We start from the raw sequence: 14418 nt of genomic DNA, 5'->3' as shown, positions 1-14418 counted from the left end.
CAGAAGTATGACAAAACGTAATCAATCACGGCCATATGCCTCAGTTTTGGCTGACATAATCCGAATTCCGCAATGAAAAGGAGCACGCATGTCCCATATCAACCACTTTGCTTATGGTTGGGTGACGCCCGTGCTCGCGTACCTCATGTCCGTCGTTGGATCGTTCCTGGGGCTGCTTCTCACGGCGCGGGCCAGGTCGGCGGAGGGCCCGGCGCGGGTGCGGTGGCTGGTCGGCGGCGCGCTCTCGATCGGCGGCACCGGCATCTGGGTCATGCACTTCATCGCGATGATGGGCTTCGACGTGACCGGCACCGTGATCCGGTTCGACGTGCCGCTCACCGCCGCGTCCTTCCTGGTCTCCGTGGTGGTCGTCGGCGTCGGCCTGGTGGTGGTGTCGCGCGGCGGCGGCCGGGCGGCCCCGCTGCTGGTGGGCGGCCTGATCACCGGCATCGGCGTGGTCGGCATGCACTACATGGGGATGTTCGCGATGAACATGTCCGGCCAGGTGAACTACGACCCCCTGGTGGTGCTGCTCTCGGTGCTGATCGCCATCGTGGCCGCCACCGTCGCGCTCTGGTTCACGGTGCGCGTCGACGGCGCGCTGGCCACCGCCGGCGCGGCCCTGATGATGGGCGTCGCCGTGTGCGGCATGCACTTCACCGGCATGTACGCGATGAGCGTGAAGCTCCAGGACGGCCTCGTCCCGGGCGGCGCGGAGGCGATCGACTTCCTGATGCCGCTGCTGGTCGGCATCAGCCTGCTGACCGTGGGCCTGCTGCTGGCGGTGCTGCTGTCCCCGTCCGCCGCCGAACTGCGCGAGGACGCGGCCATCCTGGCCAAGCTGGAGGACCGCCGCAAGAACGTGACCCTGCCGCCGCCGCCGCCCGGCGCGGAGCCGGAGGCCAGGCAGAGCGGCTCCCTGTTCACCCCGCGCAACCAATAGAAAGGCCCGCGCCCGGCTTCGGGCGCAGGCCATGGGTGTCGATCTAGCCGAAGAAGACCTCGGCCTCCTCGTAGCGGTGCACCGGAACCGTCTTGAGCTCGGCGGTCGCGGCGTCCAGCCCGACCCGGACGATCTCGGTGCCCTGCAGGCCGACCATCTTGCCGTAGTCGCCGTCGTGCACGGCGGTGATCGCGGCCAGGCCGAAGCGGGTGGCCAGCACCCGGTCGTACGCGGTCGGGGTGCCGCCGCGCTGGATGTGGCCGAGCACGGTGGTGCGGGCCTCCTTGCCGGTGCGGCGCTCGATCTCGTGGGCCAGGCGCTCGCCGACGCCGCCGAGGCGGACGTGCCCGAACGCGTCCAGATCGCCGGTCTGGACCTCCATCTGGCCCTCGATCGGGTGCGCGCCCTCGGCCACCACGATGATCGGGGAGTAGCGGGTCTTGAAGCGGGACTCGACGTACTCGCAGACCTTGTCGATGTCGAACGGCTTCTCCGGGATGAGGATCACGTTCGCGCCGGCGGCCATGCCGGCGTGCAGCGCGATCCAGCCCGCGTGCCGGCCCATGACCTCGCAGATGAGCGCGCGGTGGTGGGACTCGGCGGTGGTGTGCAGGCGGTCGATGGCCTCCATCGCGATATTGACGGCCGTGTCGAAACCGAAGGTGTAGTCGGTCGCGTTCAGGTCGTTGTCGATCGTCTTCGGCACGCCGACGACCTTCACGCCCCGGTCGTAGAGCTGCTTGGCCACGCCCAGCGTGTCCTCACCGCCGATGGCGATCAGCGCGTCCACTCCGTGGGTCTCAAGGTTTTCCTTGATCCGCTCGACGCCACCCTCGATCTTGATCGGGTTGGTCCGGGACGAACCCAGGATGGTGCCGCCACGCGGCAGGATGCCGCGCACCGCCTGGACGTCCAGCGGCATCGTCTCGCCTTCCAGGGGACCTCTCCAGCCGTCCCGGAATCCGACGAACTCGTGACCGTAGACGCCGGCGCCCTTCCGGACCACCGCGCGGATCACCGCGTTCAGGCCGGGACAGTCCCCACCACCGGTGAGCACTCCAATACGCATGTCGGTTCCTCCATATGGGATTACGCGGCCAGACTGAGTCGGGACGCTGACGGGAGGCATTCTGCCTCCTGCTGACAACAATGGTCTAGACCATAAAGTGAGGCTCCGTGGGTGTTTTGGCGATAGACGCGGGTACGACCGGGGTCACCGCTCTCATAGTGACCGAGGACGGGCGAATCGAGGCCCGCGGGTACGCGGAGTTCGCCCAGCATTTCCCGGAGCCCGGCTGGGTGGAACACGCCCCAGAGGAGATCTGGCAGGCGACGCTCGCAGCCTGCCGCACCGCGCTTGACCAGGCAAGCACCGCGCCCCGGTGCGTCGGTCTGACCAACCAGCGGGAGACCGCGGTGCTCTGGGACCGGCGTTCACTGGCCGCGCCGAGGCGCGCGATCGTGTGGCAGGACCGGCGATCTTCGGCGATCTGCGCGCGACTGCGGGAGGCTGGGCACGAGCCCCGTGTGACGGAACTCACGGGGCTGCGGCTTGATCCGTACTTCACCGCGACGAAGCTGACCTGGCTCGCGGAGAACGATCCGGTGGACGGCGATCCGGCCATCGGAACGGTGGATTCGTACTTGATCGCCCGGCTCACGGCAGGCGCGCGGCATGTGACCGATCCGTCCAACGCGTCCAGGACGCTCCTGTACGACATCGTCGCCGGCGCCTGGTCGGAAGAGCTGTGCGAGCTGTTCGGCGTGCCGATGCACGCCCTGCCGGAGCTGGTGCCCAACTGGGGGGAGGTCGGGCGGACCGACCCCGGCGCGTTCCTCGGGCTGGACCTGCCGATCAGCGGGCTGGCCGGGGACCAGCAGGCGGCGCTGTTCGGGCAGACCTGCTTCACCCCCGGCGACGTGAAGTGCACCTACGGCACCGGGTCCTTCATCCTGGTCAACACCGGCGACCAGCCGGTCCGCTCCGACGCGGGACTGCTCACCACGGTGGCCTGGCAGGATCCGGCGGGCCACCGGACGTACGCGCTGGAGGGCGCGATCTTCGTGACCGGCGCGGCCGTGCAGTGGCTCAGGGACGGGCTCGGCATCCTGGACACGGCCGCCGAGTCCGAGGCGGTGGCCAGGTCGGTGCCCGACTCCGGCGGCGTGGTGTTCGTGCCCGCGCTGACCGGCCTCGGCGCGCCGCACTGGGACCCGGAGGCGCGCGGCACCATCCTCGGCCTGACCCGGGGGACGACGCGGGCGCACCTGGTCCGCGCCACCCTGGAGGCGATCGCGTTCGAGGTGCGCGACATCGTCGAGACCATGGACGTCACCGTGCTGAAGGCCGACGGCGGCGGCAGCGCCAACGACCTGCTACTCCAGTTGCAGGCCGACCAGCTGGGCATCCCGGTGGAGCGCCCGGTGGTCCAGGAGACGACGGCGCTCGGCGCGGCCTTCCTGGCCGGGCTCGGGACCGGCGTCTGGTCCTCGCCGGAGGAGCTCAGGAAGACCTGGCGGCTGGACCGGCGCTTCGAACCGGCCGGCGAGGACGGCACGGCTTACGCCCGCTGGCAGCGTGCCGTCGAACGCTCACGCGCCTGGGCCTGAGTCCACCACGCAGCTCGGCGACTCCACCGCGAGCACCGCGCCGGTCGGTTCCGGCACGCCGCCGTCGAGGCGGAACTCTGTGACCTGGCCGGAGTGCTGGTTGGCGACGTAGACCTTGCCGTCGGCGAAGGCGAAGTGCCTGGGCCAGCTGCCTCCGCTCGGGACTTCGGCGATCAGGTCGAGGGTGTCCGGGTCGAAGACGGAGATGGTGTCCGGACCGCGGTTGCCGACGTACAGGCGGCCGCCGTGCAGCTGGAGGTGGGAGGGGTGGTTCCCGGCCGCGGAGCGGGTCGCGGGGGTGCTGGCCAGTTCGTTCCAGTCCGTGTCGTACGCCCTGACCTGGCCGTCGAGCTCGCCCACCAGGTACCAGCGGTCGTCCCGGCAGTCCATGTGCCGGGGGCCTGAGCCCGGGGTGAGCTTGATCGGGGGAAGGACCTCGACCTCGTCGTCCAGCCGGTAGCGGCGGATCTCGTCGGTGCCGAGGTCGCTGACGTGCAGGATGTCGTCGGCGTCGAAGACGGCCTGGTGGGCGTGCGGGCCGAGCTGCCGGTCCCGGTCCGGGCCGGAGCCCTGGTGCGGGAACTCCAGGGCGGGGCCGTCGAAGCGGCCGTCGGCGTCGAGGCGGTGCAGGCTGAGGACGCCGTCCATGTAGTTGGTGACGGCGAGCCAGGTGCCGGCGGGGTTCACGGCGGCATGGCAGGGGGAGGCGCCTCCGCTGGAGCGCGCGTCGACCTTCTCGGCGTCCTGAAATATCGAGATCTGGCCGTTTTCGACCTCGCTGACGACGTACAGGATTGAAAGTTTCGGATGCGCTGCCAGGAACGATGGTGCGGTCACCGGGAGCTCTCCCACGACGGTCAGAGTGCCGTCCACCACGGAGACCTTCGGCTCATAGCCACCGACGTACACACCCACGCTGAACTCCTCATTTAGGCCGACAGGGCCGCACATTAGCCCACCGGGGCAATCCAGGCTATCGTTGCTTCAGGCAACGGATTCGTTGAGGAGAGCAATGGATATGATCGCCGAGGTCCGGGCCTTCAACCGCTTCTACACGGCGGTGATCGGGATGCTCCGCGCGGGGATGCACGACTCGCCGTATTCGCTCACCGAGGCGCGGGTGCTCTTCGAGCTCGGCCGCGCCGCCGGGGACGTCGAAGTGGGCGAGATCAAACGCCTGCTCTCCCTGGACGGCGGCTACCTCAGCCGCGTCCTGGCCCGCCTGGAAGGCGACGGCCTGATCGAGCGCGAACGCTCGGCCGCCGACGCCCGCCGCCAGGTCGTCGCCCTCACCGCCCACGGCCGCGACACCTATGCCCGCCTGGACGAATCCTCCGACGCCGAAGTCGGCGCCCTGCTCGACGCCCTCACCGAGGAGGACCGGGCCCGCCTGGTCGCCAGCATGGCCACCATCCGCACGATCCTCGGCGAGAAACCCGATCGAGCCCCCTACGTCATCAGGCCCCCGCGCCCCGGCGATCTCGGCTGGGTCGTCGGCCGCCACGGCGCCCTCTACGCCCGCGAGTACGGCTGGGGCCCCGACTTCGAGGCTCTGGTCGCCCGCATCTGCGCCGACTTCCTGGACAACCAGTCCGACCCCGGCCAGTCCGGCTGGATCGCCGAAGTCGACGGCGCCCCCGCGGGCTGCGTCTTCTGCGTACGCAAAGACGCCACCACCGCCCAGCTCCGCCTGCTCCTGGTCGAACCCACCGCCCGCGGCCTCGGCATCGGCTCCCGCCTGGTCCAGGAATGCCTGCGCTTCGCCCGCGCCGCCGGCTACCGCGACATCATGCTCTGGACCCGCGACGTCCTCACCACCGCCGGAAAAATCTACGCATCCGCCGGCTTCACCCTGGTCTCCGAAGAGCCCGCGGAAGCCTTCACCGAACAGTTCTGGGAGCGCCCGCTGTAGTTCCCTCTTTACTGAGTGGACGCCGATTCCGACCGAGCTGGAGAAGGACGGCGCGGTGCTGGTCACCAGCTAGGACCTGGCCGGGCGGGGCAAGCTCACCGCCGACCTGGCGGTGGTCAGGACCGAGTTCGCGAAGCAGTATCCGGAGGCGCTGAAGGTGTGGCTGCGGCAGCAGGACCGGGCGGTCAAGCTGGCCAGGACCGACGACGTGGCCGCCGCGGCGGCGATCGGGCGGCAGCTCAACCTGGCTCCGGCGGAGGCCGCCAGGCAGCTCGGCCAGCTGGTGCTGCTGGACGCGGCCGAGCAGCGGTCGCCGGAGTATCTGGGCACTCCGGAGGCTCCCGGCAAACTGGCCGAGAACCTCCACAGCGCGGCCGAGTTCCTGAAATCTCAGCAGAAGGTGGACACGGTGCCGGAGTTGGGCGTGTTCCAGCAGGGCCTGGCCACCAGGGAACTCGCGGATGCCTTCGCCGGGAGCTGAGGCCTTCGAGGTCCTGGGGGTGACGAAGTCGTTCCGGGGGCGGCCGGCGCTGGGTCCGGTGGATCTGGTGGTCGAGTCCGGCGAGTTCGTCACGCTCGTCGGGCCGTCCGGGTGCGGGAAGAGCACGCTGCTCGGGCTGGTCGCCGGGTTCGCCGGCCCGGACGAGGGGTCGGTACGCGCCTTCGGCGAGCCGGTGGCGGGGCCGGATCCGTCCCGTGGGGTGGTCTTCCAGCAGCCAAGGCTGTTCCCGTGGCTGTCGGTGGCGGCCAACGTGGCTTTCGTGCTGCGCTCGCTGCCGAAGGCCACGCGCCGGGAGCGGGTGGCCTTCACCCGGGAGCGCATGCAGGACGAGGTCAGGGCGCTGTGGCAGCGAACCGGGACGACCGTGCTGTTCGTGACGCACAGCGTGGACGAAGCGGTCTACTTGGGCACGCGGGTGGTCGCGCTGAGCGGATCACCGGGGGTGATCGTGCTGGACGAGCGGTCCAAACTGCCGGCGCTGGAGCATCCCCGGGCCGATCCTGGCTTCGCGGAGATGCGGGAGCGGCCGACCGAGGTGGTCAAGGCGGCGGCTCAGGCCCGGAACGGCCCCATCACCTCGTAGGTGACGCCGGAACGGTTGGAACCCGTGGTGCCGCGCTGGGACGAGAAGTAGAGGCGATCGCCCTCCGGGGCGAAAGCAAGGCCGGTGATCTCGGATCTGCTGTGGCCGACCAGCCGGAGGAAGGGAGCGACGACGCCGTCGGCGGTGATGATGTTGATCTCCATGTTGCCGCCGTCCTCGGCGACGAACAGGTCGCCCGAGCGGGAGACGAAGACGTTGTCGACGCCTTTGAGCGGGGCGTTGGCATCGTAGAGCACCGATAGTTCCCGGGCGGCCGCGTCGTAGGCCCAGACGCGGTTGTCGCCCTTGGTGGTGAAGTAGCAGAAGCCGCCGGAGTAGTAGCAGCCTTCGCCGCCGTTGAAGCGGATCGCGCCCTCGACCTGGTCGCGGGTCGGCTCGTGCGAGGCGGACGGGTTCGGGATCCGCCGCCACCGGACCGGGCCCGCGCCGTCGCCGACCATGACCTCCAGGATGCCGGTGGTGAGGTCGCCCCAGTCTTCCGGGCGGAACCGGTAGAAGCAGCCGTCCGGTTCGTCCTCGGTGAGGTAGACGACCTCGCGGTCGGGGTCGCAGGCGGCGGCCTCGTGCTTGAACCGGCCCATGGCGAGGCGGGGGGCGGCGGCGCGGTAGCCGTACGGGTCGCATTCGAAGACGCGGCCGCGGACGGTCTCCTCGCAGGACAGCCAGGTGTTCCACGGCGTCGCGCCGCCCGCGCAGTTGCGGTCGGTGCCGGACAGGATGCGGTAGCCGGTCTTGATCGAGCCGTCCGGGCCGAACCGGAGCGCGGAGACGCCGCCGACCACGGGGACCTCGGAGTTGGAGACGTAGATCCAGCCGTCACCGTCGGCGAAGCATGCGCCGCCGTCGGGGGCGGGATGCCAGGTCAGGCCGCCGACGCGCTGGCCGGAGCGGCCGACCACACGGCTGGTGAAGCCTTCGGCCAGGGCGATGGAGTTCTTGTCGGGTTTGGCGAGCGCGCCGTAAGGCCCTTTGCCGCGGACTGCGTCACCGGTGGGAGTCGGCGAGGGAACTGGCGGCGAAGCGGACGACGAAACGGGCGACGGCGCGGCACCGGGGACGGCGGGCGCCGCGCAGGCGGACCGCCAAAGTGAGCCGGTGAGCGCGGCCAAAGCCCCCGAGCGGACGAACGTGCGGCGCAACATAGTCTCCTCCCACAGGGCACGCTACGCGCGACGGGTCCCGCCAGTCGATCGAACCCGCATGAACACCCGGGGAATCCGCACGGTTCTTGCGCTCAAACTTTGCGCAAATCGTGGGCCCCGCCCCGGCGGCAGGCACCTACAGTGATCCGTTCCAGGCCAGCCAGCGGAGCACCCCGATGACCAGCGCGATCACCGACAGAACCAGCTCGCCCACGATCACCCGGCGGCGGGCGCTGGTCTTCCTCGACCCAGAAGAACCCGGGCGGCGCGCCCCGGAACCGGCGCGCCGGCTGGTGAGCGCGCTGCGCGGCTGCGGCTTCGAGGTGGACGCCCAGCAGAGCCTGGACAGCCGCGACCACCAGCGGCTGAGCGCGTTCCTGGAGTCGGGCGGGCCGGGCGAGCTGCTGCTGGTGCGCTGGCCCAGGACGGCGCGCTGGAGCGGCAGCGACTTCACCCGGCTGATCCGCCGGTTCGCGGCCAGGGCCGGCGACTCGGCGGCGGCGGCCCTGCTGATGGTGGTCGACTTCGGCTGGATCGGCAGCGCCTCGGTGGACGAGCCCACGGTCAGCACCCTGCTCACCCCGCCGGGCGTGGCCGCCGCCGCCCTCACCACCGGCCTCACCATCGGCGAGGAGGTACGGCCCGGCAGCCTGTCCCTGACCGAGGTGGTGGCGACCGGCCTGCTGGACGGCGAGGCCGACCTGGACCGGGACGGGATGGTCTCGGTCGGCGACCTGCTCGCGCACGCGCTGGCCGTGTTCGGCGAGGACGCCGAGTTCCAGCCGCACCTGCTCACCTCCGCCGAGGGCATGGACATCGCGGTCGCCCCCACCGCGCCCACGGCAGGCTCCGGCATCCCGCCCGAGCTCGCGCACGCGCACGGCCGGGTCGGCGGCCACCCCTCCTCCGCGGAGCGCCTGGTCGGCATGGTGTACGACGAGTACCTGAGCGCGGAGGCCCAGACGCTGCTGCGGCGCGCGTCGCTGCTGGCCGACGACGAGGAGCTGACGCCGGAGGTGGCCCGGCTGCTGACCGGCCACCCGGAGGCGCGGGCGGAGCTGGCGGAATGGCGGCTACTGGGGCACGGCGCGCCGTTCGCCCACCCCAGCGTGGCGCGGGCCGGCCGGGCCAGGCTCACCCCGGCCGAGCTCGACGAGACGCCCGGCGTGCTGCGCCGCTGGCGGGCCGGGCAGCGGACCGTGCAGCCCCGGGCCCGGCTCACCCCCGACCGCTGGACCATCGACGACCATCTCGGGCATCGGGTGTACGCGGAGGCGATCGCGGCGTTCGTCCGCCACCCCGAGACCAGGCCGCCGCTGACGATCGGGATCAAGGGCCCGTGGGGAACCGGCAAGACCTCGCTGATGCGGATGATCCAGAACGATCTGGACCCGGGCGCGGCGACCGGCGATCCCGGGCCGATCCACCTGCCCAGGCCGCTGCCGTCCCGGCCGCCGTCGCGGCTGCTGAGGCTGGTGGGGCGGCTGTGGCCGGACGCGATGGCCAAACCCGACCGGGTGACCAACGCGGAGGTCCGCAGCTGGGCGAAAAGGCCGCCGGAGCCGCTGCCAGAGGCGGCGGCCGGGGTGACCGGGTGGCGGCCGACGGTGTGGTTCAACCCGTGGATGTACCAGAACGGGGAGCAGGTGTGGGCCGGTCTCGCCCACGAGATCATCACCCAGGTCACCGAGCGGCTGCCCCGGGGAGAGCGGGAACGCTTCTGGCTGCGCCTCAACCTGGCCAGGATCGACCGCGAGGCGGTCAGGCGTCGGGCGTACCGGCTGGCGGTGCTGCGGCTGGCCCCCGCCGCGCTCGGCCTGGGCATGGCGCTGGTCCTGGCGGGTGCCTCCGAACTGGCGACCCCACTGCTCCCGGCCTTGGAAGGCACCGCTGCCGCGATCTCGTCGCTGGGCGCGCTGGCGGCGGTAGCCACAGGCTGGGTACGGCTCGCGCGCTTCCTCACCGAATCCGCCGACACCGCCTTCACCACCCTGGTCCGCCCGCCCGACCTGTTCTCCACCCCGCCCGAGGGCACCGAACTGGTGGCGGAACCCGGGTACGGCGCCAGGACCGGCTTCCTGCACATGGTCCAGACCGACATGCGCCACGTGCTCGGCCTGGTCGCGACGGAGGAACGCCCGCTGGTGGTGTTCGTGGACGACCTGGACCGCTGCTCGTCCGGCACGGTCGCCCAGGTGATCGAGGCGATCAACCTGTTCCTGGCCGGCGAGTTCCCCGACTGCGTCTTCGTGCTGGCCATGGAGCCCGACGTGGTCGCCGCCCACGTCGAGCTGGCCTACCGCGAGCTGGTGGAGTCGATGCCGGAGAGCCTCCGGCAGGGCATCGGCTGGCGGTTCCTGGAGAAGATCGTGCAACTCCCGCTGTCGGTGCCGGTCCTGGACGACAGCACCCGCCTACCGGCATATGTCCGAGCATTGATGGGAATTTCGGACAGCACGCCGAAAGCCGCCGTCAGCCTCCCCCGGCAGCGGCCCGCCGCGAAGCCGCTCGACCACGAACTGGTCCGCCGGCTCGAACACGCCATCCGCGCCCGGCGTCCGCAGGCCGACACCCTCGACCAGATCGCCCGCGCCACCCAGCGCGTCGTCGGCGCCCCCGCCGGGGACGCCGAGACCCTCGGCGGCCTGTGGGTGGAGACGCGCGCGGCCGCCGACCGGGTCTTCGACGACCTGTACAGCGACGAGAACGCCTACCGGGCGATCGAGGTCGCGCTGCCCGCGCTGTCCGCCAGCAACCCGCGCGAACTCAAGCGGTATGTCAACGTGTTCCGGTTCTACTCGTTCGTCACCTACCGCCAGCGGCTGGCCGGCGCGCGTGCGGCCAGCGACGCCGAGGTGGCCAAACTGGCCGCCCTCACCGTGCGCTGGCCGCATCTGCTCTCCCTGCTGACCCGGGACTGCCCGCTCCACCGGGACAGCACGCTCGGCCTGCTGGAGCAGGCCGCGCGGGCGGACCGCTGGGCGGAGGTCGCCCCGCAGGTCGGCCTCCCCGCCGAGGCGAGCGCGGCGCTGCGAGCCCTGCTCGCCTCCGACCCTCCGGTCGCCGACCTGGCCAAACGCCTGCTCTAGCGGAGCTGGGCCTGGATCATCCAGTGGTGCTTCTCCAGGTCCCGGGTGAGACCGATGATCAGGTCCTGGCTGACCGGGTCGGGGCGCTCGGTGGCCTCGATCCGCTCCCGCATCCGCCGGATGATCGACTCCAGGATGTCGGTCATCGCGGCGATCGCCTTGCCGTCCTCGATCGGCCCGGCCTCCAGGTGCGGCACGTGGCTGTCGTTGGCGACCGTCTGGGCCCGGCCGTCCGGGTTGACGCCGATGGCGACGGCGCGCTCGGCCACCGCGTCGGCCTTCTTCCTGGCCATCGACACGATGTCGTCGAGCTGGAGGTGGATCGTGCGGAAGAAGCGCCCGGTGAGGTTCCAGTGCGCCTGCTTGCCCACCAGCGCGAGATCGAGGAGGTCTACGAGGGCGCCCTGCAGGGCGGTTCCGGTGATCTTCTTGTTCTCGGCGGTCAGAAGGCTGGTAATCGGAGCCATGCTGATTCCTTCCATCGAGATGGACTTTTACAGACAACCCGAAAAGGACCGAATCTGTTCCTAAGTTGACACTGTCATCGTGACAGTGTCACTGTTGGAGCTATGAGCGAGACCTGGACCATCGGCGAGCTGGCCGAGCGCGCGGCTGACGCGCTCGGCTCGGACGGCCGCGTCAACGGGCGGGTCCGGGACATCCCGAACGAACGCCTGATCCGGTGGTACGCGACGATCGGCCTGCTCGATCCGCCGCTGGCCCGGCGCGGCCGGGTCGCCCTCTACGGCCCGCGCCACCTGCTGCAACTCGTCGCGGTCAAACGCCGCCAGGCGGCCGGCCGCTCCATCGCGGACATCCAGATCGAACTGGCCGGAGCCCCCGACGCCACCCTCCAGAACATCGCCGGCCTCCCCGCCACCGACCCGGCGGAACCGGAACACGCCTCCCCGGAACACCGGCGCGCCCGCTTCTGGGCCGCTTCGGCCGACCACGCGCCGGCGGCACGGAACTCACCGCCGGTCGGCGGGCGCATTCACGGGGTGCGGCTCGCTCCCGGCGTTGGACTGATGCTCGACGGCGCGAACCGGGCGCCGTCGGACGCGGACCTGGCCGTGCTCACCGCTGCGGCCGGGCCGCTGCTGGCGGCCCTGATCGAGCTCGGCCTTCTCATCACGAAATCCGAAGGGACACCGTCATGACCGTTCCCATCACTCCGCTGCGGCCGGAGGAGTACGTGCCGGTGCCCGATGCCGGGCTGGGCGCCCTGGAGACCGAGAGGGGCAACCTGCCGCTGGAGAGCGTCACGGTGACAGCCCAGCTCAGCGGCCTGACCGCGGGCGTGGAGGTGGCCCAGGGCTTCCGCAATCCGTACGACGTGTCGCTTGAGGCCACCTACGTGTTCCCGTTGCCGCCCCGTGCCGCGGTGACCGCTTTCAGCATGGAGGCCGACGACCGCGTCGTGGCGGGCCTGCTCAAGGAGCGCGGCCAGGCCAGGGCGGACTATGACCGGGCGCTGGCGCAAGGCCGCCGAGCAGCCATCGCCGAGGAGGACCGGCCGGACGTGTTCAGCATCCGGGTCGGCAACATCGTGCCCGGCGAGCGAGTGACCGTCCGCCTGACGCTCAGCCAGCCGCTGCCCTACGAGGACGGGTCCGCCGAATTCCGCTTCCCGCTGGTCGTGGCCCCCCGCTACATCCCCGGCGCGCCACTGGACGGCACCCAGTCCGGCGCCGGCGCGGCCGAGGACACCGACGCCGTCCCCGACGCGTCCCGGATCACCCCGCCGGTCCTGCTGCCGGGCTTCCCCAATCCGGTCCGGCTGTCGCTGACCGCCGCCATCGACCCGGCCGGCCTCGACCTGCGCGAGATCCGCTCCAGCCTGCACACCGTGGACACCACCGAAGGCGAGACCCGGACAGTCCAGGTGCGGCCCGGCGAGCGCCTCGACCGCGACTTCATCCTGCGCCTGGCCTTCGACGCCTCCACCGCCCTGGCCCTGACCCCGGACGAGGACGGCGAGGAGGGCACGTTCACCCTGACCATGACTCCCCCGGCCGACGTCGCCGAGGCCCCGAAGCCCCGCGACGTGGTGCTGCTACTCGACCGTTCCGGCAGCATGACCGGCTGGAAGATGGTCGCCGCCCGCCGCGCCGCCGCCCGGATCGTGGACACGCTGACCGCGCACGACCGGCTGGCCGTGCTCTCCTTCGACCACGACATCGAGCGCGCCTTCCCCGCCGGTCTGGTCGAGGCGAGCGACCGGAACCGCTACCGGGCGGTCGAGCACCTGTCCCGGCTGGACGCGCGCGGCGGCACAGAACTCCTGGCCCCCATCGAGGAGGCCCTCCGGCTGCTCGGCGACCCCGGCAGGGACCGGGTCATGGTCCTGGTGACCGACGGGCAGGTCGGCAACGAGGACCAGATCGTCGAGCGGGCCGGCACGCAGCTCACCGCCCAGTCCGGGATCCGGCTCCACACGGTCGGCATCGACCGGGCCGTCAACGCCGGGTTCCTCGGGCGGCTGGCCCTGCTCGGCTCCGGCCGGTGCGAGCTGGTCGAGTCGGAGGATCGGCTGGACGAGGCGATGGAGCACATCCACCGCAGGATTGGCTCCCCGCTGGTCACCGACCTCACCCTGGACGCCGCGGACCTCGACCTGGTGCCGGACACGATCACCCATGCGGGGTCGCTCTTCACCGGAGTGCCGCTGGTGGTGTCGGGACGGTTCCGTGGTCGTGGCGGGAGCCCGGCGATCACCGTACGGGGGACGGCGGAAGGCAGGCCGTGGGAGAACAGGGCCGAAGGCCGCAGCGTGGACGCGCCCGCCGCGCGGGCGGTGTGGGCCCGCGCCGAAGTACGGCGGCTGGAGGACCGGTACACCATCGGCGAACGGCAGCTGGAGTCGCGGATCGTGGCGACGTCGCTGCGGTTCGGCGTGCTGTGCCGGTTCACCGCGTTCGTCGCGGTGGACTCGCGGGTGGTCGCGGACGGCGGGCCGGAGCACCACGTGATCCAGCCGGTCGAGCAGCCCAGCGGCTGGGAGATGCCGACGATGAACATGACGGCCGCCGCCTCGCCCCGGATGCAGAGGGTCTCCTTCGCCGCCGACGACGCCTTCGGCGGCGCGGCCCCCGGCGGGCCCACGCCTCCGCCGCCGCCCGCCCAGGCGCCCCGGATGCCCGCCGCGCCCCGGGCCGCCGCGCCGTTCGCCATGCGGCCGGGCGGCGCGCCCGCGCCGAAGCCGGCCCGCCGCCGCGCTGACGAGTCCGCCGTTCCCTACCCAGGGATGCAGCCGCATCCCGGCCGGGAGCGGGCTCCGCAGACCAGCCTGGACGGGGTGCGCGCCCTGCTCGGCGAGGAACTGGTCCGGCTGCGCGCCGCTGCCGGGCGGCCCGATCAGGAGCGCCGCCGCTACCTGGCCGACCTGGCCAGCCGGCTGCGGGTGATCGACCAGATGGTGGGCGGCCACGCCGAACTGGGGGCGCTGGCGGCCGAACTGGAGGGGGCCGAGCGGGCCGAGGCGGATCTGGCCCGGCTCTGGCAGCGCGCCGCCGACCTGCTCGCCCGCCTCACCGGCGGCCAGGCGGGGACGCCCGCGCCGGAGGAATCGACCCGCGCCCGCCGGCCGTTCTGGAAGCGCACGTAGACTGCGATC

Annotated in this window: 12 protein-coding genes; 8 read left to right on the top strand and 4 right to left on the bottom strand. The window is 71.7% G+C overall.

From position 1 onward, the window contains the following. The first annotated feature begins 88 nt into the window (after positions 1-88). Positions 89-943, top strand: a complete 855-nt coding sequence (locus Acor_RS04950) for an MHYT domain-containing protein (protein WP_155335336.1) — start codon at positions 89-91, stop codon at positions 941-943. A 43-nt stretch (positions 944-986) separates the two neighbouring features. Here the strand turns inward: Acor_RS04950 and Acor_RS04945 are convergent, their stop codons facing one another. Further along, positions 987-2012: a 6-phosphofructokinase gene (locus Acor_RS04945; RefSeq protein ID WP_155335335.1), complete on the bottom strand. Its 1026-nt coding sequence runs from the start codon at positions 2010-2012 to the stop codon at positions 987-989. A gap of 107 nt (positions 2013-2119) precedes the next feature. Between Acor_RS04945 and Acor_RS04940 the strand changes: the two genes are divergently transcribed. After that, the gene (locus Acor_RS04940; protein ID WP_155335334.1) at positions 2120-3553 is read left to right on the top strand and encodes an FGGY family carbohydrate kinase; all 1434 of its coding nucleotides are present in this window, start codon (positions 2120-2122) and stop codon (positions 3551-3553) included. Here Acor_RS04940 and Acor_RS04935 read toward each other — a convergent pair. Then, positions 3536-4468 (bottom strand): lactonase family protein, encoded by a 933-nt coding sequence (locus tag Acor_RS04935; protein ID WP_170316792.1) that lies wholly within the window; start codon positions 4466-4468, stop codon positions 3536-3538. The two genes, Acor_RS04940 and Acor_RS04935, sit on opposite strands and share 18 nt — an antisense overlap. Before the next feature lie 103 nt (positions 4469-4571). On the opposite strand from Acor_RS04935, the gene Acor_RS04930 reads away from it, so the two are divergent. The 3 genes from Acor_RS04930 (at position 4572) to Acor_RS04920 (ending at position 6550) form a co-directional block, all read left to right on the top strand. Further along, positions 4572-5465: a bifunctional helix-turn-helix transcriptional regulator/GNAT family N-acetyltransferase gene (locus Acor_RS04930; protein ID WP_246238429.1), complete on the top strand. Its 894-nt coding sequence runs from the start codon at positions 4572-4574 to the stop codon at positions 5463-5465. 112 nt (positions 5466-5577) lie between these two features. Further along, positions 5578-5946, top strand: a complete 369-nt coding sequence (locus Acor_RS04925; RefSeq protein WP_155335331.1) for a hypothetical protein — start codon at positions 5578-5580, stop codon at positions 5944-5946. Next, entirely contained in the window at positions 5927-6550 is a 624-nt protein-coding gene (locus Acor_RS04920) for an ABC transporter ATP-binding protein (protein ID WP_155335330.1), read from the top strand. The genes Acor_RS04925 and Acor_RS04920 overlap by 20 nt, the downstream gene beginning before the upstream one ends. On the opposite strand, the gene Acor_RS04915 is transcribed toward Acor_RS04920, so the two are convergent. Further along, positions 6520-7713, bottom strand: coding sequence for an alkaline phosphatase PhoX (locus tag Acor_RS04915; RefSeq protein ID WP_155335329.1), 1194 nt, complete (start codon positions 7711-7713; stop codon positions 6520-6522). The genes Acor_RS04920 and Acor_RS04915 overlap by 31 nt on opposite strands. Before the next feature lie 176 nt (positions 7714-7889). Between Acor_RS04915 and Acor_RS04910 the strand changes: the two genes are divergently transcribed. Continuing rightward, complete coding sequence (locus Acor_RS04910) at positions 7890-10802, top strand: KAP family P-loop NTPase fold protein (protein WP_155335328.1); 2913 nt, start codon at positions 7890-7892, stop codon at positions 10800-10802. Here Acor_RS04910 and Acor_RS04905 read toward each other — a convergent pair. Then, entirely contained in the window at positions 10799-11269 is a 471-nt protein-coding gene (locus tag Acor_RS04905; RefSeq protein WP_155335327.1) for a Dps family protein, read from the bottom strand. The two genes, Acor_RS04910 and Acor_RS04905, sit on opposite strands and share 4 nt — an antisense overlap. Positions 11270-11371: 102 nt before the next feature. On the opposite strand from Acor_RS04905, the gene Acor_RS04900 reads away from it, so the two are divergent. Beyond that, entirely contained in the window at positions 11372-11962 is a 591-nt protein-coding gene (locus Acor_RS04900) for a MerR family transcriptional regulator (RefSeq protein WP_155335326.1), read from the top strand. Continuing rightward, positions 11959-14409: a VIT domain-containing protein gene (locus Acor_RS04895; RefSeq protein ID WP_155335325.1), complete on the top strand. Its 2451-nt coding sequence runs from the start codon at positions 11959-11961 to the stop codon at positions 14407-14409. The genes Acor_RS04900 and Acor_RS04895 overlap by 4 nt, the downstream gene beginning before the upstream one ends. Positions 14410-14418 lie beyond the last annotated feature (9 nt).

It is taken from the genome of Acrocarpospora corrugata, from assembly GCF_009687845.1.
Lineage (GTDB): Bacteria > Actinomycetota > Actinomycetes > Streptosporangiales > Streptosporangiaceae > Acrocarpospora > Acrocarpospora corrugata.
This window is presented reverse-complemented; position numbering and strand designations above follow the sequence as displayed.